Source organism: Flavobacterium psychraquaticum (assembly GCF_034497725.1).
Taxonomy (GTDB): domain Bacteria; phylum Bacteroidota; class Bacteroidia; order Flavobacteriales; family Flavobacteriaceae; genus Flavobacterium; species Flavobacterium psychraquaticum.
The window spans coordinates 86162-112280 of the sequence record NZ_JAXKVR010000022.1 but is presented as its reverse complement, the minus strand read 5'-3'; the positions used below and the strand labels follow the sequence as shown (position 1 = coordinate 112280).

At 33.5% G+C, this 26119-nt stretch carries 27 protein-coding genes; 9 read left to right on the top strand and 18 right to left on the bottom strand.

Annotation, left to right across the window (positions count from 1 at the left end):
- Positions 1–1038 precede the first annotated feature (1038 nt).
- The 5 genes from thrS to rlmF all read left to right on the top strand — a co-directional run bounded on the left by thrS (position 1039) and on the right by rlmF (position 5383).
- On the top strand, positions 1039–2979 hold the full coding sequence (thrS, locus tag T1L09_RS02750) for a threonine--tRNA ligase (RefSeq protein ID WP_322549418.1): 1941 nt from the start codon (positions 1039–1041) through the stop codon (positions 2977–2979).
- A 28-nt stretch (positions 2980–3007) separates the two neighbouring features.
- Positions 3008–3559, top strand: coding sequence for a translation initiation factor IF-3 (gene infC / locus T1L09_RS02745; protein ID WP_322549421.1), 552 nt, complete (start codon positions 3008–3010; stop codon positions 3557–3559).
- A gap of 97 nt (positions 3560–3656) precedes the next feature.
- Complete coding sequence (gene rpmI, locus T1L09_RS02740; RefSeq protein ID WP_133610709.1) at positions 3657–3854, top strand: 50S ribosomal protein L35; 198 nt, start codon at positions 3657–3659, stop codon at positions 3852–3854.
- 162 nt (positions 3855–4016) lie between these two features.
- Complete coding sequence (gene rplT / locus T1L09_RS02735) at positions 4017–4361, top strand: 50S ribosomal protein L20 (RefSeq protein ID WP_322549417.1); 345 nt, start codon at positions 4017–4019, stop codon at positions 4359–4361.
- A gap of 101 nt (positions 4362–4462) precedes the next feature.
- Positions 4463–5383: a 23S rRNA (adenine(1618)-N(6))-methyltransferase RlmF gene (gene rlmF, locus T1L09_RS02730; RefSeq protein ID WP_422718386.1), complete on the top strand. Its 921-nt coding sequence runs from the start codon at positions 4463–4465 to the stop codon at positions 5381–5383.
- 62 nt (positions 5384–5445) lie between these two features.
- Here the strand turns inward: rlmF and T1L09_RS02725 are convergent, their stop codons facing one another.
- The gene (locus T1L09_RS02725) at positions 5446–6291 is read right to left on the bottom strand and encodes an isoaspartyl peptidase/L-asparaginase (RefSeq protein ID WP_322549415.1); all 846 of its coding nucleotides are present in this window, start codon (positions 6289–6291) and stop codon (positions 5446–5448) included.
- Between the two features lie 6 nt (positions 6292–6297).
- Entirely contained in the window at positions 6298–7173 is an 876-nt protein-coding gene (locus T1L09_RS02720) for a cyanophycinase (protein ID WP_322549414.1), read from the bottom strand.
- A gap of 227 nt (positions 7174–7400) precedes the next feature.
- Between T1L09_RS02720 and cphA the strand changes: the two genes are divergently transcribed.
- Positions 7401–10019 carry a cyanophycin synthetase gene (gene cphA / locus T1L09_RS02715; protein ID WP_322549413.1) on the top strand — a complete coding sequence of 873 codons (2619 nt, stop codon included), beginning with the start codon at positions 7401–7403 and terminating at the stop codon, positions 10017–10019.
- Between the two features lie 81 nt (positions 10020–10100).
- Positions 10101–10562, top strand: coding sequence for a DUF1569 domain-containing protein (locus T1L09_RS02710; RefSeq protein WP_322549412.1), 462 nt, complete (start codon positions 10101–10103; stop codon positions 10560–10562).
- On the opposite strand, the gene T1L09_RS02705 is transcribed toward T1L09_RS02710, so the two are convergent.
- The 9 genes from T1L09_RS02705 to tgt all read right to left on the bottom strand — a co-directional run bounded on the left by T1L09_RS02705 (position 10563) and on the right by tgt (position 20568).
- Positions 10563–11840 carry an asparagine synthetase B gene (locus T1L09_RS02705; RefSeq protein ID WP_322549411.1) on the bottom strand — a complete coding sequence of 426 codons (1278 nt, stop codon included), beginning with the start codon at positions 11838–11840 and terminating at the stop codon, positions 10563–10565. It abuts the gene before it with no gap.
- A 339-nt stretch (positions 11841–12179) separates the two neighbouring features.
- A complete protein-coding gene (locus T1L09_RS02700) occupies positions 12180–12863 on the bottom strand; it encodes a response regulator transcription factor (RefSeq protein WP_322549410.1) in 684 nt (227 codons plus the stop codon).
- Positions 12864–13661 carry a sensor histidine kinase gene (locus T1L09_RS02695; RefSeq protein ID WP_322549409.1) on the bottom strand — a complete coding sequence of 266 codons (798 nt, stop codon included), beginning with the start codon at positions 13659–13661 and terminating at the stop codon, positions 12864–12866. It abuts the gene before it with no gap.
- 624 nt (positions 13662–14285) lie between these two features.
- On the bottom strand, positions 14286–14594 hold the full coding sequence (locus T1L09_RS02690; RefSeq protein WP_322549408.1) for a hypothetical protein: 309 nt from the start codon (positions 14592–14594) through the stop codon (positions 14286–14288).
- Positions 14595–14687: 93 nt separating this feature from the next.
- Positions 14688–16235 (bottom strand): replicative DNA helicase, encoded by a 1548-nt coding sequence (dnaB, locus tag T1L09_RS02685; protein WP_322549407.1) that lies wholly within the window; start codon positions 16233–16235, stop codon positions 14688–14690.
- A 143-nt stretch (positions 16236–16378) separates the two neighbouring features.
- Positions 16379–17332 carry an acetyl-CoA carboxylase carboxyltransferase subunit alpha gene (locus T1L09_RS02680; protein ID WP_322549406.1) on the bottom strand — a complete coding sequence of 318 codons (954 nt, stop codon included), beginning with the start codon at positions 17330–17332 and terminating at the stop codon, positions 16379–16381.
- A 56-nt stretch (positions 17333–17388) separates the two neighbouring features.
- Complete coding sequence (locus tag T1L09_RS02675; RefSeq protein ID WP_322549405.1) at positions 17389–18291, bottom strand: DMT family transporter; 903 nt, start codon at positions 18289–18291, stop codon at positions 17389–17391.
- Positions 18278–19366, bottom strand: a complete 1089-nt coding sequence (locus T1L09_RS02670; protein ID WP_322549404.1) for an LptF/LptG family permease — start codon at positions 19364–19366, stop codon at positions 18278–18280. The genes T1L09_RS02675 and T1L09_RS02670 overlap by 14 nt, the downstream gene beginning before the upstream one ends.
- 71 nt (positions 19367–19437) lie before the next feature.
- Positions 19438–20568, bottom strand: a complete 1131-nt coding sequence (gene tgt / locus T1L09_RS02665; RefSeq protein ID WP_322549403.1) for a tRNA guanosine(34) transglycosylase Tgt — start codon at positions 20566–20568, stop codon at positions 19438–19440.
- A 175-nt stretch (positions 20569–20743) separates the two neighbouring features.
- On the opposite strand from tgt, the gene T1L09_RS02660 reads away from it, so the two are divergent.
- Together T1L09_RS02660 and T1L09_RS02655 are read left to right on the top strand one after the other, a co-directional pair.
- Complete coding sequence (locus tag T1L09_RS02660) at positions 20744–21589, top strand: transketolase (RefSeq protein ID WP_322549402.1); 846 nt, start codon at positions 20744–20746, stop codon at positions 21587–21589.
- Between the two features lie 4 nt (positions 21590–21593).
- Entirely contained in the window at positions 21594–22547 is a 954-nt protein-coding gene (locus T1L09_RS02655; protein ID WP_322549401.1) for a transketolase family protein, read from the top strand.
- 75 nt (positions 22548–22622) lie between these two features.
- On the opposite strand, the gene ric is transcribed toward T1L09_RS02655, so the two are convergent.
- Genes ric through T1L09_RS02620 form a run of 7 tightly spaced genes read right to left on the bottom strand, consistent with a single transcriptional unit; the run spans position 22623 to position 26119 of the window.
- Positions 22623–23348 carry an iron-sulfur cluster repair di-iron protein gene (ric, locus tag T1L09_RS02650; RefSeq protein WP_322549400.1) on the bottom strand — a complete coding sequence of 242 codons (726 nt, stop codon included), beginning with the start codon at positions 23346–23348 and terminating at the stop codon, positions 22623–22625.
- 12 nt (positions 23349–23360) lie between these two features.
- On the bottom strand, positions 23361–23798 hold the full coding sequence (locus T1L09_RS02645) for a hypothetical protein (RefSeq protein WP_322549399.1): 438 nt from the start codon (positions 23796–23798) through the stop codon (positions 23361–23363).
- On the bottom strand, positions 23795–24184 hold the full coding sequence (locus T1L09_RS02640; protein WP_322549398.1) for a group III truncated hemoglobin: 390 nt from the start codon (positions 24182–24184) through the stop codon (positions 23795–23797). The genes T1L09_RS02645 and T1L09_RS02640 overlap by 4 nt, the downstream gene beginning before the upstream one ends.
- A 12-nt stretch (positions 24185–24196) precedes the next feature.
- Positions 24197–24601 (bottom strand): cytochrome C, encoded by a 405-nt coding sequence (locus T1L09_RS02635; protein ID WP_322549397.1) that lies wholly within the window; start codon positions 24599–24601, stop codon positions 24197–24199.
- A gap of 8 nt (positions 24602–24609) precedes the next feature.
- On the bottom strand, positions 24610–24873 hold the full coding sequence (locus T1L09_RS02630) for a hypothetical protein (RefSeq protein WP_322549396.1): 264 nt from the start codon (positions 24871–24873) through the stop codon (positions 24610–24612).
- On the bottom strand, positions 24863–25105 hold the full coding sequence (locus T1L09_RS02625) for a hexameric tyrosine-coordinated heme protein (RefSeq protein ID WP_322549395.1): 243 nt from the start codon (positions 25103–25105) through the stop codon (positions 24863–24865). The genes T1L09_RS02630 and T1L09_RS02625 overlap by 11 nt, the downstream gene beginning before the upstream one ends.
- A gap of 12 nt (positions 25106–25117) precedes the next feature.
- Positions 25118–26119 (bottom strand): cbb3-type cytochrome c oxidase subunit II, encoded by a 1002-nt coding sequence (locus T1L09_RS02620; protein ID WP_322549394.1) that lies wholly within the window; start codon positions 26117–26119, stop codon positions 25118–25120.

Genomic DNA, 26119 nt, shown 5'->3' with positions numbered 1-26119 from the left:
TTTTTTTAGCCTTGTTTAATCCTCAATATGTGTCTGAACTTCTTCTCTAATGCGGGTGCAAAAGTAGAAAAATATTTCGCACTCACAAGCCTTTTAGTACTTTATTTTTAATCTTTTTTAACCCGTTGCCTTAACTCTCTGATAACAAGAAGTTAATATACAAAAGTTTTTTTGAAGTTTTTTTATGTTTGCATCATAAAGAAGCAATCTTTGTGATCTATTGCTCGTAGCACATAAGCCCACTCCTATTCAAATTAGTTGTGTCAATTTAAAAATAAAAGCAATTTTGTTGAAAATCGTCGTTTTTGGTTGCTTTTACACAATTCTAGCCGTGAAGCTTTTTAGCATTTTTATTTTAATGCAGATTTAAATTATGGAATTACACTTGAATTTTGGTTGTTTCGAAAAATCAATCCTTATATATAGGTGTGAATTTTACTATTATATTTAAAACACGCTTTTATTGTTTCTTAAATGGGAAGTAATTTAATTCCCAAGATAGGATTTGAAAGAAGCGCTCCTTATATATAGGTGTATATTTTATTATAATATTTAAAGTACGGTTGTATTGTTTCTTAAACAGAAAGTAATTTAGTTCCTAAGATAGGATTTGAAAGAAGCTCTCCTTATATATAGGTGTTGAAATAATGAGATACTGAAACGATTCCCGAAGGATCGGGATTGCAGGATAAGGATTGGCGAAATGGTTGGGGAAATTTATTCCTTATATATTAGGACTAGCAATTGAGACGCTGAAACGAGTCCCGAAATATCGGGATAGCAGGACAAAGTTTGGAAGGAAAGTGAATTGAAAAAATACTAGTGTATTATAGCCCCGATGGAAGTGGCATCCTTTTTAGAAAAACAGCAGGTTCAAAAACCTGGTGGGTTTATAAAAAGATAGAACGCACAGCGGGACCAAAAGTCTTATGAAATCCTAAACGTGTGCTGCTGGGAAAATAAATTTTAACATTATACCTTATATATATTGTATTGATTTTATTAAAGCTTTATATTTGCAGCTTATAAATTATAAAAATGATAAAAGTTACTTTACCTGACGGGTCGGTTAAGGAGATGGCTCAAGGCGTTTCTCCAATGGATGTTGCGAAAAGCATTAGTGAAGGATTAGCAAGAAACGTTATTTCGGCTTCTTACAATGGCACCACTATTGAAACTACGACGGAATTGACCACGGATGGTACACTTATATTATATACCTTTAATGATGTTGCGGGTAAGAAAGCATTTTGGCATTCTACTTCACACGTTATGGCTCAGGTTTTAGAGGAAATGTATCCAGGGATTAAATTGACTTTAGGCCCTGCGATAGACAACGGATTTTACTATGACGTTGACTTTGGTGATTTAAAAATCACAGATGCTGACTTTAAACAGATTGAAGATCGTATCTTAGCGATTTCCAGAGAGAAGCACGAATTTAAAATGCGTTCGGTATCGAAAGCAGAAGCATTAGAAGTATATAAGGATAATGAGTACAAAACAGAATTGATTTCGAATTTAGAAGACGGAACCATTACTTTTTGTGATCATGCTAATTTCTTTGATTTATGTCGTGGTGGTCATATTCCAAACACGGGTATTATTAAGGCGATGAAGATTTTATCTGTTGCCGGTGCTTATTGGAGAGGTGATGAAAAAAACAAACAGTTAACGCGTGTTTACGGAATTTCGTTCCCGAAGCAAAAAGACTTAACTGAATATTTAGAATTATTAGAAGAGGCAAAACGCAGAGACCATAGAAAATTAGGTAAAGAATTGGATTTATTCCATTTCTCTCCAAAAGTGGGTCAAGGCCTACCTTTATGGTTACCGAAAGGTGCGGCTTTGCGCGATAGATTAGAGCAGTTTTTGAAAAAAGCACAAAAGAAAGCAGGTTACGAGCAAGTGATCACACCACATATTGGTATGAAAGATTTGTATGTAACTTCGGGACATTATGCTAAATATGGTGCTGATAGTTTTCAACCAATTCACACACCAAATGAAGGTGAAGAATTCTTGTTAAAACCGATGAACTGTCCGCATCACTGCGAAATTTATAATGCAAGACCTTGGTCGTACAAAGATTTACCTAAGCGTTATGCTGAATTTGGAACGGTTTATCGTTATGAACAATCTGGTGAATTACACGGTTTAACTCGTGTAAGAGGATTTACTCAAGATGATGCCCATATTTTTTGTACTGCTGATCAATTGGATTCGGAATTTAAAAACGTAATTGATTTAGTATTGTATGTTTTTGGTTCATTAGGATTTGAGAATTTTACAGCACAAGTTTCTGTTCGTGATTTAGACAATCCGGACAAATATATTGGAGATGTTGCAAACTGGGAAAAAGCTGAAAATGCAATTATCAGTGCAGCGAAAGACAAAGGTTTAAATTATGTGATTGAATCTGGAGAAGCCGCTTTTTATGGTCCAAAATTGGATTTTATGGTAAAAGATGCTTTAGGAAGAAGCTGGCAATTAGGAACGATTCAAGTAGATTATAATTTACCAGAGCGTTTTGAATTAACCTATAAAGGAGCTGATGATAAATTGCATCGTCCGATTATGATTCACAGAGCGCCTTTTGGTTCGATGGAACGTTTTATTGCGATTTTATTAGAGCACACAGCAGGAAATTTCCCACTTTGGTTGATGCCAGAACAGGCTATAATCTTGTCTTTAAGTGAGAAATATGAAAATTATGCGAAAAAAGTTTTAGAATTGCTAGAAAATCACGAAATTCGCGCCGTGGTAGACAACCGAAACGAAACAATCGGTAGGAAAATTAGAGAAGCAGAAATGCAGAAATACCCGTATATGCTGATTGTAGGTGAGGAAGAAGAGAAAAACGGAACGATTTCTGTTAGAACACACGGACAAGAAGGAAAAGGGAATATAACTACAACTATTGAAGATTTTGCTTCAATGGTGAATGAAGAGATTAAAAAAACATTAAAAGAATTTTAAGTTTAACTAAAATTATAAGGCCATAGCAATTAGAAACAACAGAGGTTTTCAACCTCGTGAAGAGAAAAAAGCAGCACACAGAATCAACAATTTGATTCGTGTTCCTGAAGTACGTTTAGTAGGCGAAAATATTGAGCCTGGAGTTTATAAAATAGCTGAAGCACTTCGTTTTGCCGAGGAGCAGGAAGTTGATTTGGTTGAAATTTCTCCAAATGCTGAACCGCCCGTTTGTAAATTGATGGATTATGGTAAATTTTTGTATCAACAAAAGAAGAGAGATAAAGAATTAAAAGCAAAATCTACTCAAATTGTGGTGAAGGAAATTCGTTTTGGACCACAAACAGATGAGCATGATTATGAATTTAAGAAAAAGAATGCTTTAAAATTTTTACAAGAAGGTGCTAAATTAAAGGCGTTTGTATTCTTTAAAGGGCGTTCAATTATCTACAAAGAACAAGGACAAATCTTATTATTGCGTTTAGCACAAGAATTAGAAGAGTTTGGAAAAGTTGAAGCAATGCCAGTTTTAGAAGGAAAACGTATGATTATGTACATTGCTCCTAAGAAAAAGGCAAAATAATTTAGTGTGTTTCCTAACACATTCAAATAAGAAAAGAGTTGCAGTAAGTGCACTATAAAAATAAGTAAGTAAGATAGATTATAAATACAGGAAGAAAATGCCTAAAATGAAAACGAAATCTAGTGCTAAGAAACGATTCAAAGTTACTGGTTCTGGAAAGATCAAAAGAAAACACGCTTTTAAAAGTCATATTTTGACTAAAAAATCTAAAAAGCGTAAATTAGCTTTAACTCACTCTGCTTTAGTACATAAAACAGATGAAAGAAGCATTAAACAACAATTGAACTTAATTTAATCGCAAAATTTTGTTCCCGAAAGGAGCGAATAAAAACGATAAAATATTTCATTGATTGTTTGGTTAAAACAATTTAGTAACCCTGGAGTGGGCTTAACAAAGTATTTATACTGAGTTTAAAAGTATCGAAAGGTCGCCTTACTACAAAAAACATTTAAAATTATGCCAAGAGCAACAAATTCAGTAGCTACAAAAGCTAGAAAAAAGAGAATATTAAAACAAGCCAAAGGTTTCTTTGGTAGACGTAAAAACGTTTGGACTGTAGCTAAAAACGCGGTAGAAAAAGCAATGTGCTATGCTTACCGTGATAGAAAACAAAATAAGAGAAACTTCCGTGCTTTATGGATTACGCGTATCAACGCTGGTGCAAGATTACATGGTATGAGTTACTCTCAATTTATGGGGAAAGTAAAAGCTAACAACATCGAATTGAACCGTAAAGTTCTTGCAGATTTAGCTATGAACCACCCAGAAGCTTTCACAGCTGTAGTAAACACAATTAAATAATTTACGTCTAACACAGTTTATCTTACTTATATATTAAACCCCGATTTATCGGGGTTTTTTATTGCCAAAAATTATTTAACTTTGCACCATAAACATATCCTATTTTGAATACTACAAAAAGCACTAAAGGTTTCCATCCAAAAAACAAACACAACGGCAAATACGATTTTAAAGCCTTAATCAAAAGCAATCCCGATTTAAAGCCATTTGTGGGTCTTAATGAATTTGGCACAGAAAGTATTGATTTTTCAGATCCTGAAGCTGTGAAGATGCTAAACAAAGCTTTATTGCTCCATTTCTACGGCTTAAAGAATTGGGATATTCCAAAGGGGTTTCTATGTCCTCCTATTCCTGGAAGAGCCGAATATATTCATCAAGTAGCTGATATAATTGAAGAAATGTATGGCACGATACAAACTAAACATAAAATTAATATTTTAGACATTGGTGTGGGTGCGAATTGTATTTACCCCATTATTGGAGTAGCCGAATACGATTGGCGTTTTGTAGGAAGTGAAGTGGATAAAGAAGCTTTTGGAGCAGCAAAAACGAACGTGAATTGGAATCAGAAATTGCGTGAAAATGTAGAAATTCGTTTGCAAAGTTCTAAAAGAGCTATTTTTAAAAACATCATTAGAGCTGGTGAACGCTTCGATGTAACGATTTGTAATCCGCCATTTCACAGTTCAAAGGAAGAAGCACTGCAAGGAACTATTCGTAAAAATAAGAATTTAGGTGCCGACACTACTGAAAAACCAATCTTGAATTTTGGTGGTGTGAATACAGAATTATGGTGTGAAGGTGGTGAATTGGCTTTTATTAGCAATATGATTTATGAAAGTGTTCATTTTAAATTTCAGGTGAAATGGTTTTCTACATTGGTTTCCAAAAAAGACCATTTGAAACCGTTATTTGTTCATCTTAAAAAAGTAAAAGCTACTTACAAAATTGTAGAAATGCAGCACGGAAATAAAGCGAGTAGAATTTTATTTTGGAATTTTAAGGAAGAAGTATTAGAATAAAAGTATAAAAAAACAAAACCCGAAAGCACTACTTTCGGGTTTCTTGTTTTATATAATTAGTTCTAATTAAATACTTCTTCATTTGTACCATCAAAACTGGCAAAAACCATACTGGGATGCGAATCTTGATGAAAGATAGTTCCGTGTTTGTCGATTCCAATTGCTCCAGCAAAACCATCATAAGGTTTTAATTCATTGAAAGTTTTATCAAAGGCTTTCTCAATAGAAAATCCGTCTGTTACTCGAGTCACAATTTTTGCAGCGGTGGCGTTGCTTACAATGTCTTCCCCTACTCCTGTTAAACTTACTCCGCAAAACTCATTAGCATAATTTCCCGCTACAGTTGCTGAGTCAGAAATTCTTCCTGGTATTTCGAATCCTTTTCCTCCTGTTGACGTTGCTACTGCGATATTTCCGTTTTTATCTAAAGCTACACAACCCACGGTTCCGGTTCTTAAAGAAGCTACTTTTGCTTCGTATTCGTTTCTTCTTTGCGGAATTTCAGTTGAAAAAGGTTCAAAACCGTTATTTCTTGCAAAATTAGTTGCACCGCTTCCTCCTAAAATTCGATCATCTACTTGCATTAAAATTTCTGCAACTTGAATTGGATTTTTGACTTCTTCGATATTAATAACACCACTCATTTTTTGCGAAACGCCATCCATAAGCGAAGCACTCATTCTAATTTTTCCATCCGATTGAATTTGCGAACCAATTCCTGCATTAAATAATTCATCATCTTCCAACTGAGAAACAGCATAAACCACAGTTTCTAAAGCGGAATGATTTTGTAAAAACGCGTAAGAATCTTTTACAATTCGTAGAAGCGCTTCTTGTTTTGCAATTTTAGTTGCTGCACTAGTTGAAGATTCTGAAAAAAATCCACCGTGAATAATAATTTTAGCCATTAAAAATTAATTTACGTGTTGCGTATCTTGAATACTCATTTTACGTGTATCTAAATCAAATTTATCGTATTTACTCATTACGTGCGTCACCAAATGATTTATTGAAATAGGCTTTCCAAGTGCAATTTGCGTAATGTTAGTATCTTTAATTTCTCTTCCATCCACTACAATTACTAAACCAGAACCAATTGCTTCCATTTGAAGTCCATTTGTAATTAACAAACCAGTATCTTCTCCAAGACCAATTCCTAATACTTTTGGGTTTCCAACAACAGCCTGAAATAATCGGCCAATTCTTCCTCTTTTAACGAAATGTGTGTCAATAATTACACCATCAATTAAGCCTAAACCCGATGTGATTTTCACTTCTCCTTTTAATAAAGCTTCTGAACTACTTCCTTGATAAATCATATTTGTAGAAGCGGCCGCCGCTCCAGCAGACGTTCCTGCATACATAAATTCAGAATTTCTATATTTATCTAACAAAATAGTATCAAATTGTGTGCCGCCTAAAATAGAAGTCAATCGCAATTGATCACCTCCGGTAAACATAACTACATCAGCCGCTCTTAATCGCTCTAAAACTATAGGGTCGCTTGCTTGTTCTCGTTTCTCGATATAGAGAACATCTGCATTATTTGCTCCTAAATGACCAAATGCTTTTATGTATTCAGGTCCAATTTCTCGTGGAATTACTGACGCTGTTGTAATTACCTCAATACGAGACAATTCTTTATGTTTAGATTCGTTGATAATTCTTTTTAAAATTCCGGCTTCAAAGAAGTTTAAATTCTTTGTAATATCTTTATCAAGGTTCTTTTCTGTAAAACTTCCTCTGTCAACAGCTCCACCAATGATTATTAATTTTCCTTGTATTTCCATTGCGTAAAAATAACTATTTCTTAATACTACACAAACCAAATTGCAGTAAAGAAATAATTATTTTTTATTTATTATTCAAATAAAAAGCAGTTGGTATAATTTCTTATAAAATAAAAAATGAATAAATAAATAATTAAAATATATACTTCTTTTTTAGCGTAATATATCGTATTTTTTTCTATTTTTAACAAAATGATTACCCATTCAAAACACAAATCCCATTTTTTATGAAAATATTAAAAATTCAAGCCTTGAGAGGTCCCAATATTTGGAGTATACGACGCAAAAAGTTAATTCAAATGCGTTTGGATTTAGAGGAAATGGAGCAATTTCCAACAAATAAAATCGATGGATTTAAGGAACGAATAGAAGCTATGTTTCCTTCCATGATTGAACATCGTTGTTCTGAAGGTTGTCGTGGCGGTTTTTTTATGCGTGTAGAACGTGGTACATGGATGGGTCACGTAATTGAGCATATCGCTTTAGAAATTCAAACTTTAGCTGGTATGGAAACTGGCTTTGGTAGAACGAGAGAAACCAAAACTCCTGGTGTATACAATGTTGTTTTTAGTTATTCCGAAGAAAATGTAGGTCTGTTTGCTGCAGAAAGTGCCGTTGCTATTGCTGACGCTTTAATTGCTGGAACTGATTATGATGTTGAGGCAGATATTCAAAAAATGCGTGAGATCCGTGAGCAAGTTCGACTAGGTCCTTCAACAGGAAGTATAGTTGAAGAAGCCGTTGCACGAGATATTCCGTGGATTAGATTGGGAACAAATTCACTAGTACAGCTAGGTTATGGTGTAAATCAAATGCGTTTTCAAGCTACAATTACTTGCAAGACCAGCAATATTGCTGTAGATATCGCTTGTAATAAGGAAGAAACAAAGCGTTTGCTTGACTTGGCATCAATTCCGGTGGCAAGTGGTGGAATTTGTGTTGATGAGGAAGATTTGCAAAAAGTAATAAACAAAATAGGATATCCAATTGTAATTAAGCCATTAGATGGAAATCACGGAAAAGGAGCTTCAATAAATGTAAAAGATTTTGAAACAGCCAAAGAAGGTTTAGCCTATGCTAAAAAATATAGCAGACGTGTTATTGTTGAAAAATTTATTACTGGATATGATTTCCGTGTTTTAATTATCGATAACAAATTAGTTGCCGCCGCCAAAAGAGAACCAGCTCACGTGAAAGGCGATGGAAAGCAAACCATTCAACAATTAATTGATATCACGAATTTAGATCCAAGACGAGGATACGGTCACGAAAATGTCCTAACTCAAATTGATGTAGACCGAGATACGACCGATTTATTAACTAATTATGGTTATACATTAGATACAATTCCAAAAATAGATGAAGTTGTTTATCTAAAATCTACTGCAAATTTGAGTACAGGCGGCACTTCTTTAGATGTTACCGATATGATTCACCCAGAAAATATTTTTCTTTGCGAACGCATTGCGCGCGTAATTGGTTTAGATGTTTGTGGCGTAGATATTATGGCTGAAAATTTGACGCAACCCTTAAAAGAAAATGGTGGTTGTGTTTTGGAGGTTAATGCTGCACCAGGTTTTAGAATGCATTTGGCTCCTTCTGAAGGATTACCGAGAAACGTTGCTGCTCCTGTAATTGATATGTTATATCCGCCAGGAAAACCAAGTCGCATTCCTATTATTGCGGTTACAGGAACTAATGGTAAAACTACCACTACGCGATTGATTGCTCATATTGTTAAAAATAATGGTTATAAAGTTGGATTTACAACTTCAGATGGAATTTATGTGCAAAATCACATGATGGAAAAAGGAGATACAACCGGACCAATTTCTGCAGAGTATATTTTAAAAGATCCAACTGTTGAATTCGCTGTTTTAGAAACGGCTCGTGGCGGTATTTTGAGATCTGGTTTAGGTTTTAGTCAATGTGATATTGGTGTTGTAACCAATATTCAAGAAGACCATTTAGGTATAAATGACATCGATACTTTAGATGATTTAGCGCGTGTGAAAGCAACCGTTGTTAGAAGTGTTAAAAAAGATGGTTGGGCTATTTTAAATGCCGAAGATGAATATTGTATGAAAATTGCAAAAGAATTAAGTTGCAATATTGCTTACTTTAGTTTGGATGAAGATGCACCGGTTGTAAAACAATTAGCAAAAGAAGGAAAAATTGTAGCGGTATACGAAAATGGATTTATCACGATAAAAAAAGGAGAATGGAAAATTCGCGTAGAGCGAGCAACTCACGTTCCTTTAACATTAGGCGGAAAAGCTAAATTTATGATTTCTAATGTTCTCGCAGCTACTTTAGCAGGCTATTTATATGGTTTCAAAACGGAAGACATCAGTTTATCTTTGCAAACTTTTATTCCTAGTGCTGCACAAACGCCAGGAAGAATGAATATTTTCGAATTTAAAAAATTTAAAGTCCTAATTGATTTTGCTCACAACCCGTCTGGATATCGCGGTGTCGAAGACTATTTGAATTCGGTAGAAGCTACCAAAAAAATCGGGATTATTGCTGGTGTTGGCGATCGTAGAGATGAAGATATCAGAGAATGTGCATTGATTGCAGCAAGAATGTTTGATCACATTATCATTCGTCAAGAAAAACACTTGCGTGGTAGAACTGAAGAAGAAATAAATGCACTTATTTTACAAGGAATCGCAGAAAGTGGTAAAAACGTTACACACGAAGTAATTCCTAAAGAAGTAGAAGCATTAAAACACGCTATGAATAGCGCAGAAGACGGCAGTTTTATTACAGCTTTAAGCGACGTAATTACCAATGCAATTGAAGTAGTTCAAGAGTATTTAGATAAAGAAAACGAAGAAGCCTAATAGTTAGTTTAAAAGTGTAAATCCCAAATTCTGTTATGGATTTTGGGATTTATTATATTTATAGAACATAAAAAAATAGAAATGGATAAATTTAATCAATTAATAAACGAGTTAGAATCTAAAATAACACACTATAAAACTGTAAATCTTCAAGTATCTGCGGGAAGTGTGGGTTGGCATATTGAACACAGTTTAAAAACGATTGATCAAATTGTTATGGCTTGCAAAGCTTCAAATCCGGCGGAATACAAATGGAAATTCAATTTGAAACGTTTTATGATTGTTGATGTTTTAAATAAAATTCCTAGAGGAAAAGTTAAAGCTCCAAAATTAGTACGACCAGAAGGAGAAATTTCAAAAGAATCATTAGAATTGAATCTAAAAAATATCAAAGCTAATTTAGTAGCTTGGAATGAATTAGATAAAAATGCTTTTTTCAAACATCCGTTTTTTGATGATTTAAACAAAAAAGCGACAGTGAAATTTTTAGTTCTGCATACGAACCATCATTTTAGAATTATAAATGATATTCTGAAAAGCTAGTTACGTTTTTAACTTCTTTTTGCGTGCAGCTGGAAATAGAACATTGTTCAAAATTAAACGATAACCTGGAGAATTTGGATGCAAATCTAGAACGGTAGGTGCGTCTCCTACTCTATGCTGATAATCTTCTGGATCGTGCCCGCCATAAAATGTGAACATTCCTTTTCCTTTTGTACCGTGAATGTAACGGGCTTCTCCATTGATTTTGCACTCTCCCATTACCAGAATGTTTGATTTTACTTTATCTGGTGCGAAAGCAGTCGTTTGGCCCATGAACCCTTTTACCAATTGGGTATGATTTTGACAAAGCATGGTTGGGATTGGATCCCATTTTGCCGAATATTCCATTAACGTAAAATAATCTTTGTCCATAGTAAAACTTCCTTTACCATGTTCTTCGGTTGTATCTATATTTGAAAATTCATATACTATAGGAGAACGCTCTAATTTATAATCTTTGAAAGCAAAAGTATTGGCATAATCAATTCGAGCTTGATAATTTGCATCGGAATCATCGCCATCAAACATTGGTTCGCAAATATCCACACCTTCTACAGAAAGTGCAATATCGAAACTATCCGTTGCGGAACACATAGCAAACATAAAGCCGCCACCAATTACAAAATCTCTGATTTTTTTGGCTACAGCTAATTTTTCTTCCGATACTTTGTTGTATCCTAATTTCTTGGCAAGTGCTTCCGAATCGGCTTTTTGTTGAATGTACCACGGCGTACTTCTATAATTCCCGAAAAATTTTCCATATTGTCCCGTGAAGTCCTCGTGGTGTAAATGCAACCAATCATACATAATTAATTGATCTGCTAATACTTCTTCATCATAAATCTCAGTATACGGAATTTCGGCATAAGTTAAAACCAAGGTTACAGCATCATCCCAAGGTTGTTTACCTTTTGGTGTATAAACAGCTATTTTTGGTGCTTTTTCCAAAACTACAGTTTCCATATTTTTTGATGGCCCACTAATTTCTTCTAAAACAGAGTTTGTAGCAGCGTCCGAAAGTATCTCAAATGTAACACCTCTAATTTGACATTCTTTTCTAATTTCGGGCGCATCGGGTAATAAAAAAGCCCCTCCTCTATAATTTAGCAACCAACTTGCTTTATAGTTATTCTCTAATGCCCAAAAAGTTATTCCATAGGCTTTTAAATGATTTTGTTGGGTTTCTACTTCCATCGGAATTAGGATAAAAGCCGCCTTACTTGAAAATGATACCAGTAAAACAAAGGTCAATAGGAAGTAATTCAATTTTGATTTCATTCTAATAAAAATAAATATTTGGTCTAATTTATGACATTTTTATAACTTATGAATGGATGAAATGTTAAAATGGCATCCCCGTAAAATTACCTGGTATCTACCGTAAAAATACTTGTTTAATAAATCGGGTAATTTTACGCTTACATGCTGTTTTTAAATCCGATAGCTTTACATTAATTAATAAGATAAAAAATGAATACAACTAAAAATAATTCTTCGCTATTAAATTCTAATGAAATGAAAGCTTTAAAAAAAATCGGGTATATTGTGCTTGTTATGACGATATTAGTATATTTTGTATTAGTATTCCAACTTTGTAGAGTGCATTAAAAACTCCAATTAGATACTTGTAGGTTCGTCTAACTTAACAATTTTGTTTTGAATAGCGAATATAACTAAACCTGCTACATTTTTAGATTGAGTTTTTAATAACAAGTTATTTCTGTGTCCGTCAATTGTTCTGGCACTTAAAAATAATTTCTCGGCAATTTCGGTAGAACTAAGTTGTAAACAAATCAACTCCAATACTTCTTTTTCTCTAAGTGTTAGAAAATCTTCGTCTAAGCGTGTTTTAGAATTTCCGCTTGACAGCACATCCTGATGGATCACTTCCATTACACTTTCACTGTAATAAAATCCTTTGTTTGCCACTTCATTAATTGTCTTTATCATGTCTTGTGGCGAAGCGCTTTTAACTAAATAAGAAGCCGCTCCTACATTAATCATGTTTGCTATAAATGATTTTGTATTGTAGCTTGTTAGTGCAATAATTCTAATTTGAGGGAATTCTTTATGGATGATTTTAGTGGCTTCAACCCCATTAATTGTTGGCATCTTTAAATCCATCAAAATAATATCTGGCAAATTTTCTTTGCTAGTTGCAATTAATTGATCAATTAATTCTTTGCCGTTAGAAGCTTCAAATAGGATTTCAATATTTTTTTCTCTATTCAATAAGAAAAAGATTCCTTTTCGGAATAATTCTTCATCGTCTGCTAAAAATATTTTTATTATATCGCTCATTTATTTAAAATTAAATATGATTTTAACCCCTTCATTAGGTTTTGATTGAATAGAATAGGTACCACCAATGAAATTTATTCTACTTTCTATATTTTGCATTCCCAGTCCCTTTTTATTTTCTATGTCCGAACTATCAAAACCGACGCCGTTATCAATATAAATGCAACTATTTTGATTTTCTAAGGTACTAAATTGAATTGAAATAGTAGTAGCTTTTCCATGACGAAGTGAATTATTTAACAATTCTTGCAAAATTCTGAAGATATGCAAATGTTTATCTGCACTAAAAAACTCAAAATCGATCGTATTATTAAAAACAACATTTACTTTTTTTGTACTATTAAATTCCTCTGCTAACTCCTCAATTCCTGCTTGAAGTCCAAATTTTTCTAGAACTGGCGGGAATAAATCGTGTGCAATACGTCTTGAATTTTCTAAAGCTTTTTGAGTTAAATCGATAATATTGTTCGTTATTTCTACTAACTCGGTTTCGTTTAAATTTGGCGTTTTTAGCAAATAACTATTTAAGGAAACGACGTTTAGTTTAGAACTAATATCATCGTGTAAATCTTGAGCAATTCTTTTACGTTCTTCTTCTTGCGTCATTATAACCGCATTTAATAGCTTTTTTTGATGCTCTATTTCTAAATTTTTCTTGTCTACTTCAATTTGCACAATTTTTTTTCTTGAGAAATAGAAAAAAAAGATCAAGACCATAAACATGGACACGAAAGCTAGAAGAATGAAAAAAACAGCGTTGGCTAACTCTGCATTTTGTATGTTAATTGTATTTTTCATCTTTATTAAAATAAATTAGTTTCCATTGATAAAAGAAAAAACCAAATTTCAGATATTGCAATACTTTATTTATTACTCCTAAGTTATTAAGGATTGTGTTATTTGTTTCTAAAACTGTAAATAACTCATAAAATAAAAAAATAAAAGTACTAGCAAATAGGTATAAAAGTATTCCCAAATTAGCATAATAAAAATCTTTTTGCTTTCCTAGATTATTATATAAATGCATTGTTGCATAAATTATAATTGGCATTGTCCCCAAATACATTTCTAACAAACTATATTCTAGAAACATCTGTGGATTAAAAAGGTAGCGAGATAACAAAAAAATTGGAAGAAAAATTAATAAAATGTAAACCGTTAGTAACTGTTTTTTTGTTTGTAAAAGGGTTGAATAAAAGTAGCTCAACATAACAAATTGAAACAGTACATAAAAATGATGTATGAAAATATTGTAAATTTTGAACCACTTCCAAAGATTTGAAGCTATTATATCAATTAATAATACTCCGATAATATAAAAAGTAAAAATCCTATAGGTTTTTCCTTTTTTAGGAAAACCTATAAGATATAACAAACACAACAATGTCGCGGTGAAATATAAATATTTTGACGCAAACAAAACTAAGGAGTAAAAAGAGGACTTGAAGGATCACATATTTTTGGACAAGGCTCTGTGTGATCATAAATTGAATTATTCTCGCCAATCATGTCATGTCCTGCTGAATCTACACCGACAAACATTAGTTTTTGAGTGTTAGTTTCATCAACGCCCATGTAGGCTCTGACATTAACAACATTTTCCGTTGCTAGCAATTCTTTTAGTGCTGCTCCCGGAATTAAATGGCCTTTTGCTAAAGCTTTAGGTGGATTGTTTCTCCAAGATCTTGCCCATATTATTGCTTGTTCAAGTGAAATTGTAAAATTTGACATTTTCTAGTTTTTTTAAATATTACTTAAATGTATCAAAAAAAAACCTTTAACAAAAAAAAACAGACTAAAAAGTCTGTTTTCTCGTTGAATATCTTAAAAAGGAACATCTGAATCATCATCGAAGGAATTCATAGTGCTTCCAAATGCTTCATTTGCGGTTGGTAAATTTGGTGTGATAAACGGATTACTATCGTCTAAATTCATTTTAGATGGTAGTTCATCAAAAGGAGAATTAAAATCGTCTAAATTTTCAAACTTTCCTAAATTTCCCACAAATTTCAATCGAACGTTATCCAGTCCACCATTTCGGTGTTTTGCAACGATGAATTCGGCTTGCCCTTGCGTTGGCGAATGTTCCTCGTCATCCCATTCGTCAATTTTATAATATTCTGGTCGGTAAATAAATGATACAATATCGGCATCTTGCTCAATTGCACCTGATTCACGAAGGTCAGAAAGTAAAGGTCTTTTACTTGCACCACGTGTTTCAACGGCACGTGACAATTGCGAAAGTGCAATAACTGGAATGTTTAATTCTTTTGCTAAAGCTTTTAAGTTTCGTGAAATGCTTGAGATTTCTTGTTCTCGATTTCCGCCACCTTTTCCATTTCCTCCCGCTGTCATTAATTGCAAATAATCGACTACAATTAATTTAATTCCATATTGTGATGAAAGTCTTCTCGCTTTTGCTCGCAAATCAAAAATAGATAATGACGGCGTATCATCGATATACAACGGTGCTTTTTCTAAATCTTTTACTTTAATGGTCAATTGTTCCCATTCGTGTTTTTCTAATTTTCCTGTTCTTAGTTTTTCAGATGAAAGTCCGGTTTCTGAAGAAATCAAACGTGTAATTAACTGAACTGAAGACATCTCTAATGAGAAAAATGCAACAGGTTTTCCAAAATCGATAGCCATATTTCGAGCCATTGACAATACGAAAGCTGTTTTACCCATACCCGGACGTGCTGCAATAATAATTAAATCGGAAGGTTGCCATCCCGAAGTTAATTTATCTAAAGCGTGGAATCCCGTGGCAACACCACTTAAGCCTTCTTTACCGGCAATTTCTTCAATTCGTTTCCTGGCTTGAATTACTAAACTTTGTGCTGTTTCAGAACTACGTTTGATATTTCCTTGCGTAACTTCATATAATTTAGATTCTGCTTTGTCTAGTAAATCAAAAACATCAGTAGCATCATCATAGGATTCTTCAATAATTTCGCTTGAAATTTTAATCAAGCTTCTTTGAATGAATTTCTGTAAAATAATACGTGAATGAAATTCAATATGTGCGGAAGAAGAGATCTTTTGCGTGAGTTGAATTAGGTAAAAATCACCACCTGAAATTTCTAATTTTCCGTTTTTCTTCAACTGAGCTGAAACGGTTAATAAGTCAACCGGCTGTGTCTCATTAAATAGTTCAATGATAGCCTCGAAGATGTTTTTGTGAGCGACTTTATAAAATGCGTCTGGTTGTAAAATATCAATTACCTCATCTACTCCTTTTTTGTCAATCATCATCGCTCCGAGCACAGCTTCTTCTAAATCCAAGGCCTGAGGAGGTAATTTTCCTTTTTCTAAATTAATAATCGTAGTTTTATCTACTTTTATTGGGTTCATATTTCTGATATTTTCCATAGTGCTAAGGTAGCAAAATTTTGTATGTTATAATTTTAAGTTCTTAGAATTGAGTGTTAATAACTATAAAAAAAATGTTAATAACCCATAAAAAAATCCGAAACGTAAAGGTTTCGGATTTAATATTTTAAATAAAATAAACGTTATTCTTTGAATTCGCCCATTTTACTATATTTATCCATTCTTCTGGTAACTAATTCTTTTGTTGATAAAACTTTTAGTTCATTAAAAGCACTCATTACATATTCCTCTACTGATTTAAAAGTTGTTGCTTTATCGTAATGCGCGCCACCAAGTGGTTCAGGTATTATATCATCAATTAACTTCTGTTTTTTCATATCAAATGAAGTTAACTTTAAAGCTTCTGCGGCTTGCTCTTTATATTCCCAACTTCTCCATAAAATAGAGGAACAAGATTCTGGTGAAATAACTGAATACCAGGTGTTTTCTAACATATAAACTCTGTCTCCTACTCCAATTCCAAGAGCACCTCCTGAAGCACCTTCACCAATTATTACGGAAATAATAGGTGTTTTTAAACGTGTCATTTCAAAAATATTTCTTGCAATAGCTTCACCTTGACCTCTTTCTTCTGCTTCTAAACCTGGGTAAGCTCCTGGTGTGTCGATTAATGTTAAAACAGGAATATTAAATTTCTCAGCCATTTTCATTAAACGAAGCGCTTTTCTATAGCCTTCTGGATTAGGCATTCCGAAATTTCTAAATTGGCGCATTTTGGTATTAATACCTTTTTGCTGTCCGATAATCATAAAGGATTGACCGTCGATTTGACCAAGTCCACCAATCATAGCTTTATCGTCCTTGAAGTTTCTGTCTCCAAAAAGTTCTAAGAAATTTCCTTTAGTAAGATTTGTAATATATTCTAACGTATAAGGACGACTTGGGTGTCTCGATAATTGTACACGCTGCCAAGCAGTAAGGTTCTTATATATCTTTTTCTTAGTTTCTTCTAGTTTCTTCTCAATTTGCTTGCAGGTGTTTGATACATCTACATCTGATTCTTGACCAATAATCTCGCATTTATCTAATTGGTCTTCAAGCTCTTTAATAGGTAATTCAAAATCTAAATATTCCATAGTCGGTTTATTTGGGTTTGTGTTTGTTCTTACAAAGATAAAATTTTCATTGGATTTTATAAACTTATCTTCAAATTGTTGCTGTTTTTTTTACGGCTTTTCATAATTCCGTTGGCAATTACAGTGGCTAAAATGATTAAAGCACCTAAATAAAACATAGGTGACATTTTTTCATTCTCCGGAAAAATCAAAAGCACCAAAACAATTCCATAAATAGGTTCTAAATTAATGGTAAGCATTACCGTAAAAGGGCTTAAAAATTTCATCACTTTTATGGATGCTGAAAAGGCATAAGCCGTACATATAGAGGACAATATAAGTAGCCAAAGTATGTCGTTTATTGAAAGTGCAAAGAATGCAGGTGTAAAACTACCAGCGAAAAACAAGTAAATACTAATGAAAATTACGCCACTACTTAATTCATAAATGGAAATAACATTTGGATTATATTCTTTGGCATATTTTCCGTTGATGACTGAAAAGAGTGCGGATAAAAAAGCGGACGTTACTGCTAAATAAATTCCAGCAGTATATTGTGTTTCTACTTTGAATATGATTCCGAGTCCGAAAATCACGATTAACCCGAAAAGGACTTCATACCAAATTACCTTTCTCTTATAAAAAATAGGTTCTAAAATGGAAGCGAAAAAAGCACCAGTAGACAAACAAGCTAAAGTAATCGATACATTTGAAACTTTAATCGCTTGATAGAAAGTGAGCCAGTGCAAAGCAATAATTATTCCTGAAGCAATGAACCCAGCTAAAACGTGAATTGGTACTTTAATTTTCTCTTTTGTAATTAAAATCACAGCAACCATAATCAGAGCTGCAAAAAACATACGATACCATACTAAATCTAAAGCTTCGAGCGATATTAACTTGCCCAGAACGGCGGTAAATCCCCAAATAAATACAATTACGTGAAGATGTAAATAACTTTTTAGATTATCGTTTTGCATTTCGTAATAAATAATAAGCTAATATTCCAAAAACAGCATTAGGTAACCATACAGCTACAAATGGTGAAATACTTGATTTTTCAGCTAGTGTTCCAAAAACTTTATCAAAGAAAATAAAGACAAATGCAATTACAATTCCAATGGCTAAATTAATACCCATTCCTCCTCTTCGTTTCATTGAAGAAACAGCTACAGCAATAATAGTTAGTATAAAAGCAGAAACAGGTAAACTAAATTTCTTGTGAAAAACCACTAGATAAGTGTTAATGTTTGCATTCCCTCTTTCTCTTTCTTTATTTATGAAAGCATTTAACTGACCAATGGTCATTGTTTCTGCCACATACACCACGGGTGTTAAATCATCTGGTTCAAAATTATATTTTATATCAATTCGCTCACGCGTTATTAGTGCATCATTTATAGGACCAATAATTCTCTGATTGTAATTAAACAAGGTATACTTTTCAGTTTCTAGATTATATTTAATTCTATTTGCTGTAACTTTTTCTAGCAAGACATTATCTTTAAACCGCTCGTAGGTAAAATTAAAACCCGTTTGTGAGAGGTAATTAAAATTACTAACGTAAATGTTTTCTTCTAATTTTCCTTCTTTTTTAATCTGTCTAAAGATATCAGATGTTTCTCTGGTTTGCGAATTTCCTTTTAAATTTTCATACCTAAAATCATTGAATCCTTTACTTGCTTTTGGCACTAAAAAGAAGCCCATCAATAATGAAAAAATGGAAACAATAATTGCACCATAAATAAAAGGACGCATAAATCTGGAAAACGAAATTCCGGAACTTAAAATAGCGATAATTTCAGTATTATTAGCTAATTTGGAAGTAAACCAAATAATTGATAAAAACAAAAATATAGGAAAAAGTAGGTTTGCGAAATAAACGGTGAAATCACCATAATAAATTAAAATATCTAAAATAGGAATTTTCTTCTCTATCATTTTATTCACTTTCTCTGACACGTCAATTGTTATTCCGATGGGAATAAACATAATTAACATCACGAAAAAAGTACCTAAATATCTTTTTAATATGTATTTATCTATTATTTTCATACTTCAAATTTAGAAGTTAGAAGTTAGAAGTTAGAAATATTTAAATAATTTTCTAATCCTAAATTCTAATTTTATAGTCTTTGGTTCATTTGAACTACCATTTTCTCTTTCCAAGCTCTAAACGTTCCTGCAATAATTTGTCTTCTCGCTTCACGAACTAGCCACATATAAAATCCTAAGTTATGAATGGTCGCAATTTGTTTTCCTAAATATTCATCTGCAGCAAAAAGATGACGTAAATAAGCCTTAGTATAATCGGTATCTACCCAAGTATGACCCATTTCATCAATTGGCGAAAAATCATCCGCCCACTTTCTATTTTTGATGTTTATACTTCCGTGTGCTGTAAACAACATTCCGTTTCTTGCGTTACGGGTTGGCATTACACAATCAAACATATCAATTCCTAAAGCAATATTTTCTAAAATATTAATTGGCGTTCCTACACCCATTAAATATCTCGGTTTGTCTTCTGGTAAAATTGCAGTAACTATTTCAGTCATTGCATACATTTCTTCCGCAGGCTCTCCTACTGAAAGTCCGCCAATAGCATTTCCTTGAGCTCCCGTATTCGCGATATATTCTGCCGATTGTTGGCGTAAATCTTTATACGTACTTCCTTGAACAATAGGAAAAAACGTTTGTTCGTAACCGTATTTAAATGGTAAAGTTTCCAAATGATTGATGCATCGGTCTAACCAACGGTGCGTCATGTGCATCGAGCGTTTTGCATAGCGGTAATCACATGGATATGGCGTACATTCATCAAAAGCCATAATAATATCTGCTCCAATAGTTCTTTGAATTTCCATCACATTTTCGGGTGAAAAGAAATGATACGATCCATCAATATGCGATTTAAACTTTACACCTTCCTCCTTAATTTTTCGGTTGGAAGAAAGTGAATACACTTGATAACCACCTGAATCTGTTAAGATATTTCTATCCCAATTCATAAATTTATGCAATCCGCCAGCTTGTTCTAAAATTTTAGTTTGCGGTCTTAAATATAAGTGATAGGTATTTCCCAAAATAATATCTGGATTGATATCATTTTTCAATTCGCGTTGGTGTACTCCTTTTACAGAAGCGACAGTTCCAACAGGCATAAAAATTGGCGTTTCTATAACTCCGTGATCGGTTGTTATTTTTCCTGCTCTGGCTTGGCTTTGTGGGTCTTTGGTAATTAAATCAAACTTCATATTTTGCTTTTATCCTGATGGTTCAACGGGCAAAGATAATTTATTTTAGAATTAAGGAATTAGAATTTTGAAATATTTATGAATAACACTTATTATTAATAACTTCTTATAAAATGATTTGTAGTACCAAGAAAATAAAATTACTTTTACGTCGTATAATATTTATCATAATAAAATGTCTAACACACAACAACTACAAGATTTTACAACACAAGTTCGAAGAGATATTCTTCGTATGGTTCATGCCGTAAATTCGGGACATCCTGGAGGTTCATTAGGCTGTGCAGAATTTTTGGTAACACTTTACCAAGATGTGATGAAACGCAAGGAAGGTTTTGATATGAATGGTATAGATGAAGATCTATTCTTTTTGTCAAACGGACATATTTCACCCGTTTTTTATAGTGTTTTAGCTAGAAGCGGTTATTTTCCGGTAGCAGAATTAGTTACTTTTAGAAAAATAAACTCACGTCTTCAAGGACATCCTACTACTCATGATGGTTTACCAGGGATTCGAATGGCATCAGGGTCATTAGGCCAAGGTTTATCGGTTGCGATTGGTGCGGCTCAAGCTAAAAAACTGAACAAAGATTCCAATTTGGTTTTTGCACTTTTAGGTGATGGTGAATTGCAAGAAGGTCAAAACTGGGAAGCAATTATGTATGCCTCTGCTAAAAAAGTTGACAATTTAATTGCAACGATTGACTTAAATGGAAAACAAATTGACGGAACTACAGACGAAGTTTTGGCAATGGGAAGCATTAGAGCAAAGTTTGAAGCATTTGATTGGGACGTTTTAGATATTGTAAAAGGAAATGATATTGATACAATAAAAGCAGGTTTAGCAGAAGCAAAATCTAAGACAGGAAAAGGAAAACCAGTTTGTATTTTGTTACATACTGAAATGGGTAATGGTGTTGATTTTATGATGCACACTCACGCTTGGCACGGAAAAGCACCAAATGATGAGCAATTAGCTAATGCTTTAGGACAAAATGTAGCAACTTTAGGAGATTACTAGAATTATGAAAAAATATACAAATACAGGAAGCAAAGATACTCGTTCAGGTTTTGGCGCTGGAATGACCGAATTAGGTCAAAAAAACGAAAACGTAGTCGGGCTTTGTGCCGATTTAATTGGTTCACTAAAATTTGATGATTTTAAAAAGAATCACCCAGAGCGTTTTTTTCAAATCGGAATTGCTGAAGCCAATATGATTGGAATTGCGGCAGGATTAACTATTGGTGGAAAAATTCCTTTCACAGGAACATTCGCTAACTTTTCTACTGGAAGAGTTTACGATCAAATTCGTCAGTCGGTTGCTTATTCAGAAAAGAACGTAAAAATATGTGCTTCTCACGCAGGTTTAACACTAGGAGAAGATGGTGCAACGCATCAAATATTAGAAGATATTGGTTTAATGAAGATGTTGCCAGGAATGACTGTAATCAACACTTGTGATTACAATCAGACTAAAGCAGCAACTTTAGCTTTAGCAGATCATCAAGGTCCAGCTTATTTGCGTTTTGGTCGTCCTGTTGTGCCTAACTTTATGCCTGCAGACGAACCATTTGTAATTGGAAAAGCCATTCAATTAACAGAAGGAACGGATGTAACTATCGTTGCTACCGGACATTTAGTTTGGGAAGCATTAGTAGCTGCGGAAGCTTTAGAAGCAAAAGGGATTTCGGCTGAAGTTATTAACATTCACACAATTAAACCTTTAGACGAAGAAGCAATTTTAAAATCTGTTAAGAAAACAGGTTGCATCGTTACTGCGGAAGAACATAATATTATTGGTGGATTAGGCGAAAGCGTTTCAAGAACGTTAGTTTTAAACCATTTGGTTCCGCAAGAATTTGTAGCCGTAAACGATAGTTTTGGTGAAAGTGGCACTCCAGATCAATTGATGGAAAAATATAAACTAAACAATCAAGCAATTGTTGAAGCAGTAGAAAGAGTGATCAAAAGAAAATAATTAGATTTTTCTTAAAATATAAAAGCCGTTTCAATAACTATTGAAACGGCTTTTTTGTGCTTTATAGATTTTGAACTAACTAAAAAGCTCTTTTTCTAATTCAATTGCTCTTGGGAACAAAATATTATTTTCTAAGTGAATGTGTAAATGCAAATCTTGTTCAAATTCTTTCAATAAAGCAAAAGTCACTTTATAAGTATTACAACCATCTTCTGGCGTAGTATAATTATTACTTAATTCTTCTATTAAGCGGAAACGATCTCCTTCATTGGTGTGTTCATCCATCATTGCTTGAATAGGAAACTGAATCGATTCGAAATTTGGAGCAGCCAGTTTTGAACCTTCCTCCTTAGCTTTTACCATTTTTTTTATGAATGGAAAAACAATTAGTTCTTCTTTTTTCATATGCATTGCTAATTCTCCTGCTGTAGCATTGAAATGTTCATTAATCTCCAATAATTCGGGATGACGACCTCCGTGAACACGAGCAATTTTTTCTAAATAAGGTTTGATTTCTAGCGTTTTTTCTTCCACATAACGGTGGTGTTTTTTCTCAATGTATTCCGCTAATAAATCCATTGGCCAACTTTGGTAATCTATTGAACCCGGTTGTTGCGATTGCACTAGTGCATTTAAATCGGCTACAACTAATTTTTCGTCAATTTCTTTTGCTTGGCAAGCGTCGTTAATTGTGCGGTTTCCTTGACAGCAAAAGTCAATATTATATTTTTTAAAAACTGAAGCCGTGCGGTAGTCGTTTGCTACCAATTCTCCGATAATTTGATCTTCTTGAATATTCATTATATGTTTTGTTTATTGTTTACTAAATAATTTAATTCCGAAAATAGTTAGCCAAACTACTTTTATTACTTCCATTCCTACATAATAAAAATGAAGGTTTGAGGCTGCTAACGTTTCTCCCTGAATGTATAATTCGGCTCTATGGTCTAATGTGGGTAAGACCCAAAATGTTTCCAATAGCAACATTAAAAGCGGGAAAAAATAAAGCGTATTTTGACGTGTTAATAATTTTGTTTTTGAGAAAAGTAAATTGCCCATAATTAAAATAGCAAAAACCCATTCCATTAGGTTCAATGCGCCAAAAACCAATCTTCCAATTCCTAAACCAATAGGAACTGTAACTCCAGGAGCACGAAATTTCAACCAAGCTTCCATAAAACTAATCGCACAAACAAATCCAATCCAAAGGAATGTGCTTATAATTGCTATTTGATATTTTGTTGACTTCATATTAAAGGTGTGGAATCATTACTTCTGTGATATTCTATTTTTGAATGAAACATTTCTGCCATTCGTTGGCCTTGCCATTTGGCTTGTTCTGCTTTTTCGCCTTCAAATAAATCATCTACAGTTGTATAAAAAAGGGCTAACCATCTTTCAAAGTGTTCTAGCTTCACGGGTAATTTTGCATGCGGCATAAACGGACTTCCGTAATAAGTATGTTCTTCTAATAATACGGTTTGCCAGAAATTATACATTTTCTGAAGATGTTCTGGCCAACGGTCTTCAATCTTATTATTAAAAATATCTTTTAGTGCTTCGTCTTCACGAATTTTTCCGTAAAAACTATCGACTAAAAGTTTAACATCGGTTAAGTTTTTAATATCTTCTTTCATCTCTTATTTTTTCTAAATACTTATATACGTCACAACATAATAAGCTGCCCATCCAAAAAAGGCAATCAATATAATCCATAACCAACTTGGAATACTTTGAGGTGTTTCACTTCCTTCTATAATAAAATTCTTATGATTTCCTTTATCGTAAGCATTAATCATTAATGGAATGACTCCATCAACAACTGAATTATCAGAAATCCCTTCAATCGAAATTGCAGGGCCGTTTCGAACGATAAATTTTATTTTTCGAATCCCTTCTCTTCCGGATGGCGATTTGCTAACCATTTTCAGCGTATGTTCGCCGTCTGTTAATTTAGTGGTGTCTAATTCAAATTGCACCGGAGCTATCAACTCAGCGATGGGTTGCAAATCATCATCAATAAATACTGTTATTTTACTTTTATCTTCTTGCATCGTAACTACTAGTTTAAGATGGATACTTTAATGTGATCTTTATTTTTTTCACCCGGTTTAATCAAATATTTTAATGAGAAAATAAAAGTTAAAACTGTTATTGCAGCAATTACAGCAATAATTACCCAATCCCAATTGCTATTTGGACCACCGCCGTGCGTTAAACCTTGGGTAATTTTTGGTTGTTGTTTTTCACACGCAGGACAAGCCCATATTATTTGATTGGCAAAGAAAAGTAGTAAGAAGAAAAAATATTTTATCTTATTTTTCATTTCTCCAGTATTTATTTGCTTTGGCAATGGTTTGAAATTCAATCGCTACAACTTGAGCTGAGCTTATCAATTGTGCGGTATCGTCTGCATATTCAGGTCGCATTTGTTTGCGTTTTTCAGGATCCGTTTGGATTGCTCCAATGGTTTTTCTAGCCATCGTTATGGCTAAAGCTCTTCCTTCTTGTGGTGTTTTAGTAATTAAACTTGGTAACCATATTTCTGTACTTGCCATATCTCTATATTTTTATTGGTTATTTTTAATAAAATCCATTAGTTTTTTCACTTCTTCGGTGGTTACTTTTTTTGCATTATTTCCCCAGCTTGTTTTTTCGTGATTGATGATTGCTGTTACTTCTTCCGGTGTTAAATTATTATCGGTTCCAACGCCATTCATAACTGCAAATTCAGGATTTGCGTCGTAACCTTTCATAATGATGTCGACATATAATTCTAAATTATCGCCTAAAACAATTGCACTTCCTTTTAATGGTGGAAACGCTCCTTTTAAACCTTCACCATTAGCTTGATGACAAGCGGCACAATTTTGTGTGTAAAGCATTTCTCCATCTGGCAGATTTGCTTCTGCTCCACTTGCTGCAACAGGCGTTTCTTTTTTCTTGTATAAGAATTCCATTGGTGCTTTTCCGTCCGGCAATGGTGTTTGTTTTAAACTTTGCAAATACGTTACCAATTCGATCGCTTCTTTTTTAGCAACAATTTTCCCTGTAATTCCTTTACGAAATTCATCGGGAACAATAACTTCCACCTCATCTTTTCCTACTTCGTCTTTCACTTCAAAAAGCCAAGGATAAGCCGGCATTATTGATTTACCCACAACTGCTCTAGGTTGATACAGATGCAATAAATTCCAAGCCATACTTGGTTGACGGGCTCCAATATTTGTTAAATCGGGTCCAGTTCGTTCCGTTCCCATTAAAGTTGCGGTGTTTCTCCAGAAATCTGTTCTTGTCATCGCCGCATAATCTGAAGCAATTCCAGGTCTGCTTCCCCATACTTTGTCCATATCTACATTTCGTACTTGTTGCGTATGACAAGCGACACAACCGTTGCTAATATAACTTAGTTTTCCTTGCTGTGCTTGCTCGGTTAGAGGTTCGTAATTTGGCAAAGTCGCGTTATCCAATTGGTTGTTAATTGCTGGTAGTATTGCAACAAAAATCGTCAACACCACAAATAAAGCCAATGCAGATAAGAATAGTTTTTTATGATTATCGAAAAAATCCAT

Bases quoted from the DNA above. Each gene is read 5' to 3' on its own strand.
- thrS (WP_322549418.1), top strand. From the start codon at position 1,039: ATGATAAAAGTTACTTTACCTGACGGGTCGGTTAAGGAGATGGCTCAA.
- rpmI (WP_133610709.1), top strand. From the start codon at position 3,657: ATGCCTAAAATGAAAACGAAATCTAGTGCTAAGAAACGATTCAAAGTT.
- rplT (WP_322549417.1), top strand. From the start codon at position 4,017: ATGCCAAGAGCAACAAATTCAGTAGCTACAAAAGCTAGAAAAAAGAGA.
- T1L09_RS02725 (WP_322549415.1), bottom strand. From the start codon at position 6,291: ATGGCTAAAATTATTATTCACGGTGGATTTTTTTCAGAATCTTCAACT.
- T1L09_RS02720 (WP_322549414.1), bottom strand. From the start codon at position 7,173: ATGGAAATACAAGGAAAATTAATAATCATTGGTGGAGCTGTTGACAGA.
- cphA (WP_322549413.1), top strand. From the start codon at position 7,401: ATGAAAATATTAAAAATTCAAGCCTTGAGAGGTCCCAATATTTGGAGT.
- T1L09_RS02710 (WP_322549412.1), top strand. From the start codon at position 10,101: ATGGATAAATTTAATCAATTAATAAACGAGTTAGAATCTAAAATAACA.
- T1L09_RS02705 (WP_322549411.1), bottom strand. From the start codon at position 11,840: ATGAAATCAAAATTGAATTACTTCCTATTGACCTTTGTTTTACTGGTA.
- T1L09_RS02700 (WP_322549410.1), bottom strand. From the start codon at position 12,863: ATGAGCGATATAATAAAAATATTTTTAGCAGACGATGAAGAATTATTC.
- T1L09_RS02695 (WP_322549409.1), bottom strand. From the start codon at position 13,661: ATGAAAAATACAATTAACATACAAAATGCAGAGTTAGCCAACGCTGTT.
- T1L09_RS02690 (WP_322549408.1), bottom strand. From the start codon at position 14,594: ATGTCAAATTTTACAATTTCACTTGAACAAGCAATAATATGGGCAAGA.
- dnaB (WP_322549407.1), bottom strand. From the start codon at position 16,235: ATGGAAAATATCAGAAATATGAACCCAATAAAAGTAGATAAAACTACG.
- T1L09_RS02680 (WP_322549406.1), bottom strand. From the start codon at position 17,332: ATGGAATATTTAGATTTTGAATTACCTATTAAAGAGCTTGAAGACCAA.
- T1L09_RS02675 (WP_322549405.1), bottom strand. From the start codon at position 18,291: ATGCAAAACGATAATCTAAAAAGTTATTTACATCTTCACGTAATTGTA.
- T1L09_RS02670 (WP_322549404.1), bottom strand. From the start codon at position 19,366: ATGAAAATAATAGATAAATACATATTAAAAAGATATTTAGGTACTTTT.
- tgt (WP_322549403.1), bottom strand. From the start codon at position 20,568: ATGAAGTTTGATTTAATTACCAAAGACCCACAAAGCCAAGCCAGAGCA.
- T1L09_RS02660 (WP_322549402.1), top strand. From the start codon at position 20,744: ATGTCTAACACACAACAACTACAAGATTTTACAACACAAGTTCGAAGA.
- T1L09_RS02655 (WP_322549401.1), top strand. From the start codon at position 21,594: ATGAAAAAATATACAAATACAGGAAGCAAAGATACTCGTTCAGGTTTT.
- ric (WP_322549400.1), bottom strand. From the start codon at position 23,348: ATGAATATTCAAGAAGATCAAATTATCGGAGAATTGGTAGCAAACGAC.
- T1L09_RS02645 (WP_322549399.1), bottom strand. From the start codon at position 23,798: ATGAAGTCAACAAAATATCAAATAGCAATTATAAGCACATTCCTTTGG.
- T1L09_RS02640 (WP_322549398.1), bottom strand. From the start codon at position 24,184: ATGAAAGAAGATATTAAAAACTTAACCGATGTTAAACTTTTAGTCGAT.
- T1L09_RS02635 (WP_322549397.1), bottom strand. From the start codon at position 24,601: ATGCAAGAAGATAAAAGTAAAATAACAGTATTTATTGATGATGATTTG.
- T1L09_RS02630 (WP_322549396.1), bottom strand. From the start codon at position 24,873: ATGAAAAATAAGATAAAATATTTTTTCTTCTTACTACTTTTCTTTGCC.
- T1L09_RS02625 (WP_322549395.1), bottom strand. From the start codon at position 25,105: ATGGCAAGTACAGAAATATGGTTACCAAGTTTAATTACTAAAACACCA.
- T1L09_RS02620 (WP_322549394.1), bottom strand. From the start codon at position 26,119: ATGGATTTTTTCGATAATCATAAAAAACTATTCTTATCTGCATTGGCT.